The following is a 17346-nucleotide window of genomic DNA, read 5'->3' on the forward strand; positions in this document are numbered from 1 at the left end:
AGCCGATATGTGAAGGGCCGATCCATCGAAATGAACCAAACCGCCCTCATATCTCTTCAAGTTCCAATTCTGTCAAACAACACAAGACAAAAACATACACAGCGCTACACCAATCCGGCGCAACCCCATGCAACCCTGTCTCGAAAATCTCTCAGCAGCAAACCCTCAGTCACCCTCAAGCCCGCCGCCTCTCCCAGCAACCTCTCAGCCGCCGGTGAGCGCTATCTAGGTAATACAAAACAAACACGCAAGAGAGAAATTCACAACAACCACAAAAAAAATACGGCACCCCCCGGAAACCGTCATAATTAAGGGATATCAGGAAGAGCTTTGCCCTTGCATCGACAGGCACACAGAGATGGAGGTTTGATCTGCATCACTTCCCCTTTGGCAGAAGTCGCGTAAAGTTGCAGCGCAGATGTGACTACAATCAAAGGGAGTGATGCGATGAAAACCACCTTAACGGGCGCTATCGTCGCCGCGATGCTGGCAATGCCCGCATGGAGCGACGGGTTTTACACTGTGGATGTCGATGCCGATTTTGAAGATGTTGTCTTCAACGTTGAGATGGCAATCACGAATCAAGGGCTGGTGATTGATGACGTCAGTTATGTCGGCCGGATGCTGGAACGCACCAAGGAAGATGTTGGCGGGGAAAAGGATCTGTTCGTCGATGCACGCATTTTCTCTTTCTGCTCGGCACCGCTGTCGCGCGAGGTGATGGAAGCCAAGCTGCGCAACATTCAGTTCTGCCCCTATAATGTATATGTCTATCAGTCTGCTGAAGAGGGTGCGCCAGTCGTTGTCGGGTATCGCGAATTCAACGAACCGACCATGCGCAGCATCAACTACCTGCTTCAACAGATCGTCGCCGAGGCTGCTGGCGGCTGACAGAACCAATAAGACCCCGCATTTCTGGGGGCGATTGACACGTTATCGTTACTGGAAGGTTTGGGAAGCGCTGGCTTAGCGACCCAAACCCGCCAGTCAACAGTCTTCACATTATTTTGGGAACTGATCTCTTTCCATCCTCCTGGCGTAACTGGGACATCATCACTCAATGATGCAACCTAGGAGGGTACTATGTTCAGAACGACACTTGGCGCTATTGCACTGGCTGGCACAATCGCTGTGCCTGGTTTCGCAATCGCAGATACGCATGAGCAACCCGGCGATATTGTTGATATTGCGGCAGGCAATGAGGCGTTTTCGACACTGGTCGCCGCAGTAACCGCCGCTGGTTTGGTCGACACGCTGAAAGGTGAAGGCCCGTTCACTGTCTTTGCACCGACGGATGAGGCCTTTGCAGCACTGCCAGAAGGCACTGTTGAAGGGCTGCTGGAAGACATTCCGGCGCTGACAGCGATTCTGACTTATCACGTTGTGCCGGGCACAGTCATGTCTGGTGATCTGGAAGATGGCATGATGGCAGAAACCGTGAATGGTGCGTCAGTGACCATTGGCGTCGGTGAAACGGTAACGGTTGACGGTGCAACTGTCATTCAGGCCGATATCGAAGCCAGCAATGGTGTGATCCACGTCATCGATTCGGTGATCCTGCCGGAATAATGAAGCGTCAACGCTGAGTTGCCGAAACGGCAACTCCGACGTGATGAAGACAGGCTGGCGGAATGCGTGCATTCCGCCAGTTCTTTTATGTGCCTAGCGCTATGGTGATCGGAGCAAGCGTGTGGGGATCATGGCCGTCTCTCGCAGTACATAGATGGGTGGGCTTTCCCTCTTGCCAGCCAGTTCTTGCGCTGCCTTAGTGTCTGCACATGAATGACCGGAGGGCATATGGAACAAAAACGCAAACGCGTTTGGGGGTGGTGGATGTTCGACTGGGCCAACCAGCCCTATAACATTTTGCTGCTGACGTTCATTTTTGCGCCTTATTTCACGTCATTTGTCGCCACCGACCCGGTTAAGGGACAGGCCATGTGGGGCTGGATGCTGGCCATTGCAGGTGTTCTGACAGCACTCTGTGCCCCCGTACTCGGCGCGATTGCCGACAGTTCAGGCGCGAAGAAAAGGTGGATATTGCTATGGTCTTGTCTGTATGTCGCTGGCTCAACCATGCTGTGGTGGGCCGTGCCCGAAGCGGACGAGGGTAGGCTGATCCTGATTCTGGTGGCCTTCGCCATTGGCATGGTCGGGTTGGAATACGGGATTGTCTTTACCAATGCATTGCTGCCGACGCTTGGCACGCGTGAAGAATGGGGCAAGATATCGGGGACAGGCTGGGCATTGGGATATATCGGCGGGTTGATCTCGCTGTTCATCATGCTTCTGCTTCTGGCCGAGAATGACCGGGGAGTCACCTTGCTGGGAATCGCCCCGATTCTTGGGCTGGACCCGGAGATGCGCGAAGGCACCCGCGCTGTCGGGCCGTTTACTGCACTGTGGTATATGGTCTTCGTGATTCCGTTCTTTTTGTGGGTCAAGGAACCAGCGCAGCCAAAAGCCACCGCTGGTGCAATCCGGCGCGGGCTGACCGAGCTGAAAGTGTCATTGCGCGCCCTGCCCGGCCGCCGCAGCCTGCTTGCCTATCTGGGGTCGTCGATGGTCTATCGCGACGCGCTGAATGGCATCTATGCCTTTGGCGGAATCTATGCGGCGGGCGTGTTGGAATGGTCCATTATCCAGATCGGGGTTTTCGGCATACTCGCTGCCGCAGTTGGCGCGCTTTCGTGCTGGCTGACAGGCAAACTTGATTCGCGTTTTGGCCCGAAACCGGTGATCGTCAGCGCGATTGCGCTGCTGATCGTTGTCTGTACTGTCATTATAAGCACCGACCGCACGATGGTGTTGTTCTCGCCTGTGGTTGCGGGGTCGAACCTGCCAGATATTGTCTTTTACATTTGCGGCGCATTGATCGGCGCGGGCGGTGGCAGCCTTCAGGCAGCCTCGCGCACAATGATGGTGCGGCAGGCAAACCCGGATCGTATGACCGAAGGCTTTGGCCTTTATGCCTTGTCGGGCAAGGTTGTGTCCTTCATCGCGCCCGCGCTGATCGCGCTGACAACCACGCTGACAGGCAGCCAGCGTTTGGGGGTGACCCCTCTGATTGTGCTTTTTGTAATTGGCCTGATCCTGCTACTATGGGTGAAAGCTGAAGGAGAACCAGAATTCGAATGCGCATCCCCCTCCTCGCCCTGATCCTTGCCCTTTCCCCCCTGCCGGGTGCAGCGCAATCCCTTGCGAACCAGTTGTTTGGTGGCCATGCCATGCCGTCGCTGCAACAGCCCGAAGCGATAGGGTCCTATGCCAACGGCTGCGCTGCAGGTCTGGTACGGCTGCCGGAAACCGGGCCGACATGGCAGGCCATGCGGCTGTCGCGCAACCGCAACTGGGGGCACCCTGACGCGATTGCCTATGTGCAGGACCTGTCGCGCAAGGCGGTCCAGATTGGGTGGCGCGGATTATATATCGGCGATATCAGCCAACCGCGCGGAGGGCCGATGACTTCGGGCCATGCCAGCCATCAAATCGGGCTGGATATAGATATATGGATGCTGCCGCCCAGCCGTCTGAACCTGTCTGTGGCCGAACGCGAATCGCTCAGTTCAATCTCGGTGCGGACGCAAGACCAGCGCAGCATCAATTCCAACTGGACGGCTCAGCACCATGAGCTGATGAAACAGGCCGCCCTCGACCCGCGCGTTGACCGGATTTTCGTGGCGGCCGCGGTGAAACTGGAAATGTGCCGCACAGCAACACGCGCCGACACAGCATGGCTTCAGAAGATCCGCCCCGCAGTGGGGCATAACTACCATTTCCATGTACGCCTGAAATGCCCGCGCGGGGATCGCAACTGCGTCACACAGACCCCGACCGTGGCCGAGTTGTCAAATGGCGGGAATGGCTGTGATGACACATTGCAATGGTGGGTCACCGATTTCCTGAACCCGCCAAGGCGCGAACGCACCGAACCCGCCCCACCCCGCAGACGGCACCCGCGAGAGTTCACGATGGCGGATCTTCCGGCACAATGTCAGCAGGTTCTTGCTTCTAACTGACTGTTTGGCAAAAATCCTTGCGCACCCCCTTTTGCGCCGTAGACTTCCAGTTGCGAGCGGTCATTACTGCGTCATGTCGCAGTTACAGTATTCGCTGCAAGATGCTTTCAGTCTGTAAACAAGCGACAGGGGATTCCAAAAATGGCATATCACAAAGACAATTCCGCCCTTAGCCGACGTGGCTTTCTGTCCGTGGCAGGGGCCAGTCTGGCGCTGGCAGGTGCAGGGCAATTCACACTGCGCACCGCACAGGCAGGAACGGGGTTTTCACTGGCAGTGCTGCATATAAACGACATGCACAGCCGCGTGGACGAAATCAGCCGCTTCAATTCCAATTGCTCCCCCTCTGACGCTGAAGACAGCAACTGTTTCGGCGGCGCGGCACGTCTTGCAACCGCGATTCGCCAGTATCGCGCCACACATGACGAACAGGGCCGCCCGGTTCTGACGCTGGATGCGGGCGACCAGTCACAAGGGACGTTGTATTACACGACCTATGGCGGACGGGCCGAAGTGCAGATGATGAACGCCATCGGCTTTGATGCGATGGGCATTGGCAATCACGAATTCAATCGTGGCCCCGAAAACCTTGCCCGGATGATAGAAGAAGCCGATTTTCCGGTTGTGTCTGGCAATATCAAGGTTGCTGAAGGGTCTGTGCTTGCGGACAAGATCGCGCCGCATGTGGTGGTCGAACGCAACGGCGAACAGATCGGTATTCTGGGGATTACCACACCTGATACGGTCTTCCTGTCCTCTCCTGGCGAGGACGTCACTTTTCAGGATGAAATCGAACATCTGCGCGAAGGCGTGGCCGAATTGCAGGGTCAGGGCATTACCAAGATACTTGTGCTCAGCCATGTGGGCTTCGGACGCGACCAACAGATCGCGGCGGAAGTAGACGGCATTTCCGCCATCATCGGCGGGCATAGCCACACATTGATGTCGAATACCGAAGAGGGCGCGGTCGAATATGCCACACTGGTCGAAAGCCCGTCAGGCCGGGCAGTGCCAATTGTGCAGGCATTCGCCTTCTCGCGCTATCTTGGCAACTTGACGCTGGAATTTGCCGAAGATGGCGCAGTCGTTTCTGCGACGGGCGATACTGTGCTGCTGGATGCAAGTTTTGCCCCCGCCGAAGATATTGAAGCGCTGATCGCACCCTTGCGCGCCCCGATCGAGGAAATGACCCGTCGTCCAGTTGCAGAACTGGCCGCTGATATTGACGGGAGCCGCGAAACCTGCCGCGCGGGAGAGTGCGAGATGGGCAATACCGTCACCGATGCGATGCTTTCTGAAGTCGCGCATCAGGGCATCCAGATTGCCCTGACCAATGGCGGGGGGCTGCGGGCCTCTATGGGGGCAGGAACCGCAACATTGGGCGATGTGCTGACGGTTTTACCATTTCAGAACACCCTCTATACGCTAGAAGTTTCGGGTGAGACATTGCTGGCCGCGCTGGAGCATGGCGTCAATGATGTCGAAGACGGCGCAGGGCGTTTCCCCCAGGTGGCGGGGATCAGATTCAAACTGGATTTATCTGTCGCCCCCAATTCCGGGCGCGTCTCGGACGTCGAAGTCATGAGCGCAGAGGGATGGACAGCGCTTCAACCGGCCGAAATCTATGGCCTTGTGACCAACAATTTCATGGCTGGCGGCGGGGATGGATATGCCATGCTGCGCGATGGTGGGATGAACGGTTACGACACAGCGATTGATCTTGCCGAAATACTGGCCCGATACCTTTCTGAAAACGAACCCTTCGCCCCTGTGCTTGATGGGCGTATAGTTCAATAGCCTGTTCGCACCCATCCCCGGCGCAGCGCCGGGGATGGGCAAGATACCGGTCAGGGCCGGAACACGCGGGTCATACATTTCTTGCCTTGCCTGATCGGAATTTCTGCATTAGGTGCCGCTGGTCTTCAGGCACAAGTCTCCGCAACCTTGTCAAAACGGAACATATCATGACCCGCACCTACCTGCCCGGCATTCTTGCCATGGCGGCCATCGTTGTCGCTTCCAACATCCTCGTTCAATTCCTGTTCGGAAACTGGCTCACTTGGGGGGCTTTTACCTATCCGCTGGCATTTCTCGTCAATGACGTGATGAACCGCGTCTATGGTCCCTCTGCTGCGCGGCGCGTGGTCTGGGTGGGTTTTGCGGTGGGCGTTGCCTGTTCGCTGATCGGCACACAGATCATGGGTGAATTCGGCCCGCTTGTGACGCTGCGCATCGCGCTTGGCTCTGGCATCGCGTTTCTGACCGCACAGTTGGTCGATGTCGCAATTTTCGACCGCCTGCGAGAGGACAAGCATGGCGGGGCATGGTGGCGCGCGCCGCTCGCCTCGACGCTTGTTGGCTCCACGCTCGATACTGCCTTATTTTTCAGCATCGCCTTTTCGGCAACGCTGACATTCATTGAGCCGGCCAGTGACGTGTCATGGGCAGGTGAAATCCTGCCAATGCTGGGCGTAGGCCCGGCAGTGCCGCTCTGGGTTAGCCTTGCGGTCGCAGATTGGGGTGTAAAACTATCACTCGCACTGCTTGCTTTGGTGCCATTTCGACTCATCGTGAGGAAATTAACGCAACCTGTCGCATAATTTCTTTTGACAAACACAAAATCTGTGCCACCATCCTCATAACAGCAACGTAATGAAAGGAGGTGGTCCAGTGTCTAGAGTGATGTTGGAGAGAGGTGCGAAGACAGTCAGAGGGGGCGTGTCCTGACGGCAGTCCCGAGGGGGACATCCTTCTGATTGGGCCGATGCTCTAATTGGCTCCATCTCCTGAAGCTCGCTTAGGGCCGCCTATTTTCAAGGCGGCCCTTTCGATTCACCGACCCGAATGCAGGCCATGCGCATCAACGACCAGATCACCTTGCAAGACTGGGAAATGACCGAAAGTTTCTCGCGCGCCTCGGGGCCGGGTGGGCAGAATGTCAACAAGGTCTCAACCGCTGTGGAGTTGCGGTTCGAGGCAGAACGCAGCCCAAACCTGCCTGATCCGGTCAAGGCAAGGCTAAGGCGGTTGGCAGGGCGGCGCTGGACACAGGATGGCGCACTTGTGTTGCGGGTAGAAGATACGCGTTCTCAGGCGCGCAATCGTGAAATCGCGCGCGCGCGCCTTGCCGAACTTATCCGCAATGCGCTGGAACGTCCAAAACCGCGCATTCCGACACGGCCAACCCTGGCCAGTAAACGGCGGCGACTTGAATCCAAGGCACGGCGCGCCGAAATAAAGTCGATGCGTGCACCGCCCGGGCAGGAGTGACCGGGTGCGACATATAAATGTAACAAAACCATGTCACGCAGGTTGAGTTGGGAAACAGAGCAGATGAATGTCCGGTCAATGCCGCTTGAGATGCTGAACAATGTGCTTGAATTCATCCGCCCTGCCTTTGTGCAAGCGGCGGCACTATGCCTGCGCGATGGCCCAAAAGGGCAGGAAGTGCTTCTTGTAAAGACATTGCAGCGTGAAAACTGGATCACGCCGAAGGGCTGGCCCATGCGCAACAAGCCACTTTGTCAGGCTGCCGCGATCGAGGCTTGGGAAGAAGCGGGTGTCAAGGGCGCGATCAGCGCGGAACCTGTTGGCGCGTTCACCTACACCAAGATCAAGAAAAGCGGCCTGCCTGTGCAGTGCCGTCCGCTGGTGTTCAGGCTGGATGTGTCCGAATTGCGCGACACATACCCCGAATCGAACAAGCGCACGCGGCAGTGGTTTTCCCTATCCGAAGCCGCCGAAGTCGTGAAACCGCCCGAATTGAAAGCATTGCTGCAACGGCTCGCAGAACAATCAAACCAGACATAGCCAAGGTGATTGTCGCCTTCGGACACCTCTGATACTGCCCTCCATGACAGTTTGATGACAGAGAGTGCCCGGCGTGTCTAATTTTGAAGAGAAATCCTGGAAGACGCTGAATAAGGATCTCGACCGCATTTCCGCAATGGAACAAGCGGTGGCCTATACGTCGCGTCCGCTAGTTGCGCCAGGGCTTGCACTTGCCTTCATGGCCATTACGGGTCTGGCCGTTGCAGCATTCATCGGCTTCGAGCCGCTGGGTCTGGTGGTGATCGCGGCAGCTATTATCGGCGCGTATATGGCGATCAATATCGGTGCGAATGATGTCGCCAACAATATGGGCCCCGCTGTCGGTGCGCGCGCGCTGACGATTGGCACCGCGCTTATTGTGGCCGCTTTATGTGAAACCGCAGGCGCCCTGATCGCGGGGGGCGATGTGGTCGGCACTGTTTCACGCGGGATCATCGCGCCAGAATCGGTTGCGGAAACACAGGTGTTCATCTGGGCGATGATGGCCGCACTTCTGGCAGGGGCGCTCTGGATCAATCTGGCGACATGGGTCGGTGCGCCCGTGTCCACAACACATTCCATTGTTGGCGGTGTGATGGGCGCAGGCATCGCGGCGGCCGGTTTTGCCGCTGTGAACTGGCCCATGATGGGCAGAATCGCAGCAAGCTGGGTAATTTCGCCAGTACTGGGCGGCATTTTTGCAGCCTTTTTCCTGGCGATCATCAAGTCCCGCATCATCTACCGTCCCAACATGATCGAGGCCGCGCGCTACTGGGTTCCCATCCTGATCGGCATCATGGGCGGGTGTTTTGCGACCTATCTTTCGCTCAAGGGCTTGGACAAGCTCATCAAAATCCCTTTTGGCACCGCAGTGCTGATCGGGCTGGGTGTCGGCGTCGTGCTGACTTTCGCAATGCGCCCGGTCATTCGCCGCCAAAGCGAGGGGATGGAGAATCGCAAGAAATCGTTGAAAATCCTGTTCAACATTCCGCTGATCTTCTCGGCCGCGCTGTTGTCCTTTGCGCATGGGGCAAATGATGTCGCCAATGCCATCGGCCCTGTTGCAGCCATCGTGCACGCAGTTCAGGCAGGGGACGCATCAGATGCGGTCGGCATCCCGCTATGGGTTATGCTGATCGGCGGGATCGGCCTGTCCATCGGGCTGTTGCTGTTCGGACCAAAGCTGATCAACATTGTCGGCAGCGAAATCACGCGACTGAACGCCATGCGCGCCTATTGCGTGGCGCTTGCGGCGGCGATCACTGTTATTTTTGCATCATGGTTGGGCCTGCCAGTCAGTTCCACCCATATCGCCATTGGCGCGATCTTTGGCGTTGGCTTTTTCAGAGAGTGGTATCACGAACGCATCCTGAAAGAAAAACGTGTAGATACAACCAGCCCCGTTGAGGTGCGCAAACGCAAGAAGGTTGTACGGCGCGCGCATTTCGTCACCATTCTGGCCGCTTGGGTTGTGACCGTGCCGACTGCAGCGCTTCTATCCGCGATGCTGTTTTACATCATGAACCTGATTGCGCTGTGATAGCCCGCAGTTTGCCAAACTCTGCCTTGGGTTACAGATAACGACGGTGCGGGGCTTTGCAGAAAAGGCTGCATCGGTCGCAGTCACCAGCGCGCCAGTTCACTGAAAGAAAAAGGCGCGAAGCAATTGCTTCGCGCCTTTTTTCGACCATCAGCCTGATTATTCAGCCGGCACCGCCTCAGATTCGTAGCTGATCGGATGCGGCAGATGAATCAACATTTCCTTTGGACAGATTTGCAGGAAATGCGCTTTCTCGCTGTCCCAGTTTCGCAGAATTTCAAGCGCATGTGTCGATTCGGTTTCGCGTGCATGCATCTCGATCAGCGATTTCAGCTCGCCCTCCCAATGCGGCACAGTGACAGGACAGGTGACCAGCGACTCCATATTGATCAATGGTGCCGCCACGCCCTCTGGGTCATAGAGATAGGCCATGCCCCCAGTCATCCCTGCGCCAAAATTGGCCCCGATTGACCCGAGTATGACCGCAACACCGCCGGTCATGTATTCACACCCGTTAGACCCGCAACCCTCGATCACTACCTTTGCACCAGAGTTTCGCACCGCAAAACGCTCGCCCGCGCGGCCCGCAGCAAACAAGTGCCCGCCAGTCGCCCCGTACAAGACGGTATTGCCGATGATCGTATTGTCACGCGCGACCAGCGGCGAGGACATGCGCGGACGCACGACGATCATGCCGCCAGACAGGCCCTTTCCGACATAGTCATTGGCATCACCAAACACCTCGATCTTCAAGCCGGGCGCAGCAAATGCCCCAAGCGACTGCCCGGCACTGCCCGCCAGCTTGACTGTCAGGTGGTCGGGTTGCAGGGTGTTGCGCATACCGAACCGCTTGACGATATGGCTGGACGCGCGCGTACCCACAGTGCGGTGGGTGTTTTCCACTGCATAGGAAAGCTGCATCTTTTCGCCGTCTTCGAAGAAACGCGCAGCATCGCGGATGATTTCAGCATCCAGCGTGTCCGGCACTGCATTGCGGGCCTTGTTGCGATCATAGCGGATGTTTTCTGCACCATCCACCGTCAGCAGAAGCGGGTTGAGGTCCAGATCATCCAGATGCGCCGCCCCACGGCTGACCTGTGCCAGCAGATCGGCACGGCCGATCACCTCATCCAGCGACCGGGCGCCGATAGAGGCCAGGATCTCGCGCACTTCCTGCGCGTAGAATGTGATCAGGTTCACCACCTTGTCGGCATTGCCCGTGAACTTGGCGCGCAAGGCTTCGTCCTGCGTGCACACGCCAACGGGGCAGGTATTGGATTGGCACTGACGCACCATGATGCAGCCCATCGCGATCAGGGCGGCAGTGCCGATACCGAATTCCTCTGCGCCCATCATTGCGGCCATGACAATGTCGCGGCCTGTGCGCAGCCCACCATCGGTGCGCAGCGTCACGCGTTCACGCAGCTTGTTCATGGCAAGCACCTGATGCGCCTCGGACAGGCCCATTTCCCACGGCAGGCCCGCATATTTGATAGAAGTGCCGGGGCTGGCCCCGGTGCCTCCATTATGGCCCGAAATCAGGATGATATCAGCCTTGGCCTTGGCCACCCCTGCCGCAATCGTGCCAACGCCAGATTGCGCCACCAGCTTGACCGTCACCTTTACGCGCGGGTTGATCTGTTTCAGGTCATAGATCAACTGCGCCAGATCCTCGATCGAGTAGATGTCATGATGCGGCGGCGGAGAGATCAGCGTCACGCCGGGTGTGGAATGGCGTAAGCGCGCGATCAGCTTGGTCACCTTCATACCCGGAAGCTGGCCGCCCTCGCCGGGCTTGGCGCCTTGGGCGACCTTGATTTCCAGCTCTTCACAGGCATTCAGGTATTCCGCAGTGACCCCGAACCGGCCAGAGGCCACCTGCTTGATCTTGGCGCAGGGGTTATCACCATTGGGCAGCGGATGCGCGTGGGCCGGATCTTCGCCGCCCTCGCCGGAATCGGACTTGGCACCGATTCGGTTCATCGCAATGTTCAGCGTCATATGCGCTTCGGGCGACAATGCGCCAAGCGACATGCCCGGTGTCACGAACCGCTTGCGAATGGCGGTGATCGATTCAACTTCCTCGATTGCGATGGATTTGCCCAAAGGCTTGATATCCAGCAAATCACGCAGATGGATCGGCGGATTTGCCTGCATCGCCGCAGAATATTGCTTCCACAAGGCATAACTGGACTGGTTGCACGCCTGTTGCAGCAAATGCATGCTGCTCGCTTCCCAGGCGTGCCGCTCACCCGAGCGGCGGGCCTTGTAAAACCCGCCAATCGGCAAGACATCCTGCCCGTTGCGCCAGCCCTTTGCGTGCACCTCTTCCAGTTTCATCTGAATCCCGTGCAGACCGATGCCAGAGATGCGGCTTTGCATTCCGGGGAAATACTCTGCCACAAGTGCGCGGCTCAGGCCGACAGCCTCAAAGTTCAGCCCTCCGCGATAGGACGAAATCACCGAGATGCCCATCTTGGACATGATTTTCAGCAAGCCCAGATTGATCGCCTCGCGGTAGCGGCGCATGGCGTCGATCAGGCTGCCTTCGATCAGGCCACGGTCAATCCGGTCGGCAATGGTTTCCTGCGCCAGATAGGCGTTCACAGTCGTCGCGCCGCTGCCGATAAGCACGGCAAAGTAATGCGGGTCGATACATTCGGCCGAGCGCACATTCAACGAACAGAAGGTTCTAAGCCCTTTGCGGGTAAGCCAGCTATGCACGGCACTTGTCGCAAGGATCATGGGCATGGCAACTTTGTCCATGTCCTGATTTTCATCTGTCAGAACAAGGTGGCCGGCACCCGAACGGACAGCATCCTCTGCTTCGGAGCGGATACGCTCCAACCCGTCGCGCAACGCTTCCTCGCCCGCGCCGACAGGAAAGGTGCAATCGACAAAGGCCACCTGGTCGCCAAACTCACGCACCATTTCGGCAAATTCGCCATTGGCCACGAAGGGGCTTTCCAGAACCAGAATTTCGGTCTGGCTGCTATCTTCATCCAGCACGTTCTTCAGGTTGCCAAAGCGCGTGTTCAGGCTCATCACCCGGTACTCGCGCAGACTGTCGATGGCCGGGTTTGTCACCTGGCTGAAGTTCTGGCGGAAGTAGTGTGACAAGGGGCGATACACTTTGGACAGAACCGCAGCCGGGGTGTCATCGCCCATAGAGGCGATCATTTCCTTGCCGTCTTCGGCCATCGGGGCCAGAACCTGCTCGATCTCTTCAATGGTGAACCCGGCGGCCACCTGACGGCGGCGCAGGTCGGCAGGCTCCATCCCGCGTGCTTCGGGCACGTCACGCAGCTTTTCGTTCAGATCGACAATCTTGTCATTCCACGCGCCAAATGGCTGCGAATTGGCAAGTTTGTCCTTGATGTCGGTGTCGTGATAGAGCTTGGCCTCTTTCATATCGACCGCAATCATCTGCCCCGGCCCAAGCGCGCCTTTTTCGCGCACGGCCAGTTCATCGACCACAACCATCCCGGCCTCGGACCCTGCGATCAGCAGGCCGTCGCCGGTGACCACATAGCGCATCGGGCGCAACCCGTTGCGGTCAAGCCCTGCACAGACCCAGCGCCCGTCCGTCATGGCAAGCGCGGCCGGGCCGTCCCACGGCTCCATCACCGAATTGCAGTAAGAATACATGTCGCGCCAGGCTTCGGGCATTTCGACCGCCTGTTTGGACCACGCTTCTGGCACCAGCATGGTTTTTGCCATGGGCGCATTGCGCCCGGCGCGCACCAACACTTCGAAGACCGAATCCAGCGCCGCCGAATCCGAGGCACCAGAGGCGACGATGGGCTTGATATCCTCGGCCATCTCACCGAATGCGCCAGAGGCCATGCGAATCTCATGGCTTTTCAGCCAGTTCAGGTTGCCTTTCAGGGTGTTGATCTCGCCATTATGGGCCAACATGCGGAACGGTTGCGCCAGCCACCATTGCGGGAAAGTGTTGGTCGAATAGCGCTGGTGATAGATGGCGAAAGCCGATTCAAACCTGTCATCTTTCAGATCGGGGTAGAACTCGGCCACCTGCTCGGCCAGCATCATACCCTTGTAGATGACCGACCGGCAAGACAACGAACAAATGTAGAAACCCGCTATCCCGGCAGCCGAAATCGCTTTTTCAATCCGGCGGCGGATAACATAGAGTTCGCGCTCGAACGTCTCTTCATCGGTTTCCTTGGAATTGCGGATCAGGATCTGCTCGATTTCAGGGCGGGTGGCATTCGCCTTTTCGCCCAGAACCGTCACATCGACAGGCACATGCCGCCAGCCATAGATCGAATAGCCCATGCGCAGCACTTCGGTTTCGACAATCGTGCGCGACCGTTCCTGCGCGGCGAAATCCGTGCGCGGCAAGAAGACCTGCCCAACTGCGATCAACTGGTCCATGCGCGGCTCGTGGCCAGTGCGACGGATCTTGTCATAGAAAAACTGCACAGGGATCTGGACATGAATGCCAGCCCCGTCACCCGTCTTTCCATCGGCATCGACCGCGCCACGGTGCCAGATGGCTTTCAGCGCCTCGATCCCGTTCTCGACCACCTTGCGCGAGGGCGCACCGTCCAGCGAGACAACAAGCCCGACACCACAGGAAGAATGCTCATCTTCGGCTTTGTAAAGGCCATGCTCGGCAATATAGGCGCGGCGCGCTTCTTCGTTTGCGGCCCATTCTGCATCATATTTCGTCATCGTTCAGGTTCCTTTGGCAAAGGACTAAGGATTATTCGGCCGCAACCCGTGCGGGGGCCGAAAGATAGGTCAGAATAGACTCTGCGGCTTCGCGTCCATCGCGGATGGCCCAGACAACAAGGCTGGCACCGCGCACGATATCACCGACCGCCCAGACGCCCGGCAAATCTGTTTCATGCGTGTTGAACTTGGCCTTGATCGTTCCCCAGCGTGTCACCGTCAATTCCGGCACACCCCACAGGGCTGGCAGGTCTTCCGGCTCGAAGCCCAGCGCCATGATGGCAAGGTCCGACTCTTCGGTGTAATCTGCGCCCTCAATGACCTCTGGCGCGCGGCGGCCTGTGGCATCTGGCTGGCCCAGACGCATTTTCTGCACCCGGACACCAGTCAGATTGCCGTCATCATCAGTCACGAATCCCGATGGAGCCGACAGCCAGACGAATTCGACACCTTCCTCCTCGGCGTTCTGCGTTTCGCGGCGGGAACCGGGCATATTCTCGCGGTCGCGACGATACAGGCAGCGCACAGACTTGGCCCCCTGCCGCACGGCGGTACGCACGCAATCCATCGCAGTATCACCACCACCGATCACGACAACGCGTTTGCCACGCGCATCCAGATCACCGCTGTCAAATTCTGGCACATCATCGCCGAAGCTCTTGCGGTTGGAGGCAGTCAGATAGTCCAGCGCCTTGACCAGCCCGGTGGCATTGGCATTCGGGGCTGTCAGATCGCGCGACTTGTAGACGCCCGTGGCGATCAGCACTGCGTCATGCTTTCCACGGATTGCGTCGAAAGTAATGTCTTCGCCCACGGTGCAGTTCAGCACAAATTCAACACCGCCTTGTTCCAACTGTTCAATCCGGCGCATGACCACGGGTTTTTCCAGCTTGAAGCCGGGAATGCCATAGGTCATCAGCCCACCTGCGCGGTCATAGCGGTCATAAACCGTTACCTGCACACCTGCGCGGCGCAGCATATCTGCGGCCGCCAATCCACCCGGCCCGGCCCCGATGATCGCCACAGACTCGCCCCGCTCAGAGACGGGCGTGATCGGCTTGACCCAGCCTTTTTCCCACGCGGTATCAGTGATGTATTTCTCGACCGAACCAATGGTCACTGTGCCGTGGCCTGCCTGCTCAATCACGCAGTTCCCTTCGCACAGCCGGTCCTGCGGGCAGATTCGACCACAAATTTCCGGGAAAGTATTTGTTGCCTGACTTAACTCATAGGCTTCCTGCAACCGCCCTGTTGCAGTCATCATCAGCCAGTCGGGAATGTTGTTGTGCAAAGGGCAATGGCTCTGGCAATAGGGCACGCCACACTGGCTGCACCGCCCGGCCTGATCTGCTGCTTTTTCTTCAGCATATTCGGCATAGATCTCGTTAAAGTCTTCTGAACGCAAATTCGGCGGACGCTTTTCGGGCATCTCTTTCTCAAGCGTCACAAAGCGGAGCATTTGCTGTTTCGCCATGGCTGATCCTCCAGGAATTTTCGCCCTTTTACACAGGCTTATATCGCATGAAAAGTCAGAATTACTGACCTATTTGTCGGTATTTTGCCCTGATGCGATCTTTTCTGGGTTATATTCAGCATTTTTATGTCACTACTACTTACCTATTTTGCCGATTCCACTTTCCAGCGGTTGGCACTAGAGTGCAGGAACTGTAACGAGGTTGGGCATGTCACTCTTCCATTTATTTTTGCTGGCGATCATTCAGGGCGTTACCGAATTCCTGCCGGTCTCCTCTTCCGGCCACCTGATCCTGCTGCCCGCCCTGACACAACTGGACGATCAGGGTCTTGTTATTGATGTCGCCGTCCATGTCGGGACCCTCTTTGCTGTCTGCTGGTATTTCCGCGCCGATGTCGGACTGGCCGCACGTGGAGTCCCCGAACTCGTCCGCGGGCGGATCGAGACGCGCGGCGGATTTCTGGCCCTCTGCCTGATCATCGCGACAATTCCGGTTATCATCCTTGGCCTGATCTTCAAAATCTTCGGCATCATGGACATGCTGCGCTCCATCGCCGTTATCGGCTGGATGATGATCATTTTCGGGATCGTGCTTTATATAACTGACCGCATTGGCGAACAGACCCGCACGGCCACCGGCTGGACGATGAAACACGCGCTCTATCTCGGCCTTTGGCAGGCAATCGCGCTTATTCCCGGCACATCGCGGTCCGGCATCGTCATCTCGGGGGCGCGCGCTTTGGGGTATGGCCGCCACGATGCGGCGAAACTCTCGATGCTCATGTCAATCCCAACAATCATCGCTTCAGGGGCGCTGATGGGAATTGACGTGGTTCGTATCGCCGACTGGCAAGCCGCGCGCGACGGGGCAATTGCAGCGCTCATTTCCTTTTTCGCGGCATGGGCTGCACTTGTTTTCATGATGAAGCTGCTTCGCACAGTCAGCTTCACCCCTTACGTTATCTATCGCATTGTTCTTGGTGTTGTGCTGCTGGCGATAGCATATAGCTGAACTGCATTTTCTTGCCAAAAATACTCAAACACCACGTCACGGCCTGACCGAGGCTGTGACATAGTTCACCGACAGGTCCCGCTGCGAAATGGACCAACCCCATGACAGTTTGTCGAACACCAGACCCTTGCGGTCCACCGGGTTCAGCCCTGCATTTTGCAAAAGCGTATAGAGTTCCTCCGGCGTGATGAATTTTGACCACTCATGCGTGCCCTTTGGCAACCAGCGCATCACATATTCTGCGCCGACAATCGCCATCGCAAAGCTTTTCGCAGTGCGGTTCAGCGTTGAGCAGATCATCAACCCGCCCGGCACCAACAGATTGTGGCAAGCCGTCAGAAATGCCAGCGGGTCGGCCACATGCTCGATCACCTCCATATTCAGCACCACGTCGAATTGCTCACCTTGAGTGACCAGGTCTTCGGCGCTGGTATGGCGGTAATCAATCTCTAACCCCTGCTGTGCGGCATGTACCCGGGCTACGGGCAGGTTGCCTTCGGCAGCATCCGCGCCCACGACATCCGCGCCCAAACGCGCCATCGGTTCAGACAGCAGCCCACCACCGCACCCGATATCCAGAATACGCAGGCCCGCAAACGGCTTTGGCTGCGTCAGATCGCGGTCAAACTCTGCGGCGATTTGCTGCGTGATGTAATCCAGTCTGCATGGGTTGAGCATGTGCAGGGGTTTGAATTTCCCGTTGGGGTCCCACCACTCTGCGGCCATCGCCTCGAATTTTGCAATCTCGCCGGGATCTATTGTTGACACACCCATGCTTCCTCCAGCTTTTTCG

Annotated in this window: 14 protein-coding genes; 11 read left to right on the forward strand and 3 right to left on the reverse strand. The window is 57.4% G+C overall.

Annotation, left to right across the window (positions count from 1 at the left end; genetic code table 11):
* From EV660_RS18840 to EV660_RS13815, 10 genes are all read left to right on the forward strand, one after another.
* Window positions 1-312, forward strand: a 312-nt coding sequence (locus EV660_RS18840; protein ID WP_211116225.1) for a hypothetical protein, incomplete at its 5' end; no start/stop codon positions are given.
* Window positions 313-447: 135 nt separating this feature from the next.
* Window positions 448-891 (forward strand): DUF302 domain-containing protein, encoded by a 444-nt coding sequence (locus EV660_RS13775; RefSeq protein WP_084634656.1) that lies wholly within the window; start codon window positions 448-450, stop codon window positions 889-891.
* Between the two features lie 192 nt (window positions 892-1083).
* Window positions 1084-1569, forward strand: coding sequence for a fasciclin domain-containing protein (locus EV660_RS13780; RefSeq protein ID WP_071479548.1), 486 nt, complete (start codon window positions 1084-1086; stop codon window positions 1567-1569).
* Window positions 1570-1797: 228 nt separating this feature from the next.
* Complete coding sequence (locus EV660_RS13785) at window positions 1798-3159, forward strand: MFS transporter (RefSeq protein WP_084635054.1); 1362 nt, start codon at window positions 1798-1800, stop codon at window positions 3157-3159.
* Window positions 3135-4019 carry a penicillin-insensitive murein endopeptidase gene (mepA, locus tag EV660_RS13790; protein ID WP_071479546.1) on the forward strand — a complete coding sequence of 295 codons (885 nt, stop codon included), beginning with the start codon at window positions 3135-3137 and terminating at the stop codon, window positions 4017-4019. The genes EV660_RS13785 and mepA overlap by 25 nt, the downstream gene beginning before the upstream one ends.
* A gap of 141 nt (window positions 4020-4160) precedes the next feature.
* Complete coding sequence (locus EV660_RS13795; protein ID WP_071479545.1) at window positions 4161-5816, forward strand: bifunctional metallophosphatase/5'-nucleotidase; 1656 nt, start codon at window positions 4161-4163, stop codon at window positions 5814-5816.
* A 167-nt stretch (window positions 5817-5983) separates the two neighbouring features.
* A complete protein-coding gene (locus EV660_RS13800) occupies window positions 5984-6619 on the forward strand; it encodes a queuosine precursor transporter (protein ID WP_071479544.1) in 636 nt (211 codons plus the stop codon).
* A 253-nt stretch (window positions 6620-6872) separates the two neighbouring features.
* Entirely contained in the window at window positions 6873-7289 is a 417-nt protein-coding gene (arfB, locus tag EV660_RS13805; protein ID WP_071481861.1) for an alternative ribosome rescue aminoacyl-tRNA hydrolase ArfB, read from the forward strand.
* Window positions 7290-7319: 30 nt separating this feature from the next.
* Entirely contained in the window at window positions 7320-7829 is a 510-nt protein-coding gene (locus EV660_RS13810) for an NUDIX hydrolase (RefSeq protein WP_232727330.1), read from the forward strand.
* A 73-nt stretch (window positions 7830-7902) separates the two neighbouring features.
* Entirely contained in the window at window positions 7903-9369 is a 1467-nt protein-coding gene (locus EV660_RS13815) for an inorganic phosphate transporter (RefSeq protein WP_071481859.1), read from the forward strand.
* 159 nt (window positions 9370-9528) lie between these two features.
* Here the strand turns inward: EV660_RS13815 and gltB are convergent, their stop codons facing one another.
* Both gltB and EV660_RS13825 read right to left on the reverse strand, forming a co-directional pair.
* Window positions 9529-14067, reverse strand: a complete 4539-nt coding sequence (gene gltB / locus EV660_RS13820) for a glutamate synthase large subunit (RefSeq protein ID WP_071479543.1) — start codon at window positions 14065-14067, stop codon at window positions 9529-9531.
* Window positions 14068-14098: 31 nt separating this feature from the next.
* Entirely contained in the window at window positions 14099-15541 is a 1443-nt protein-coding gene (locus tag EV660_RS13825; RefSeq protein WP_071479542.1) for an NAD(P)-dependent oxidoreductase, read from the reverse strand.
* A gap of 208 nt (window positions 15542-15749) precedes the next feature.
* Between EV660_RS13825 and EV660_RS13830 the strand changes: the two genes are divergently transcribed.
* The gene (locus EV660_RS13830) at window positions 15750-16553 is read left to right on the forward strand and encodes an undecaprenyl-diphosphate phosphatase (protein WP_071479541.1); all 804 of its coding nucleotides are present in this window, start codon (window positions 15750-15752) and stop codon (window positions 16551-16553) included.
* 36 nt (window positions 16554-16589) lie between these two features.
* On the opposite strand, the gene ubiG is transcribed toward EV660_RS13830, so the two are convergent.
* Window positions 16590-17327 (reverse strand): bifunctional 2-polyprenyl-6-hydroxyphenol methylase/3-demethylubiquinol 3-O-methyltransferase UbiG, encoded by a 738-nt coding sequence (gene ubiG, locus EV660_RS13835; protein ID WP_071479540.1) that lies wholly within the window; start codon window positions 17325-17327, stop codon window positions 16590-16592.
* Window positions 17328-17346 lie beyond the last annotated feature (19 nt).

It is taken from the genome of Roseinatronobacter bogoriensis DSM 18756 (assembly GCF_004366635.1).
GTDB classification, from domain to species: Bacteria; Pseudomonadota; Alphaproteobacteria; order Rhodobacterales; family Rhodobacteraceae; genus Roseinatronobacter; species Roseinatronobacter bogoriensis.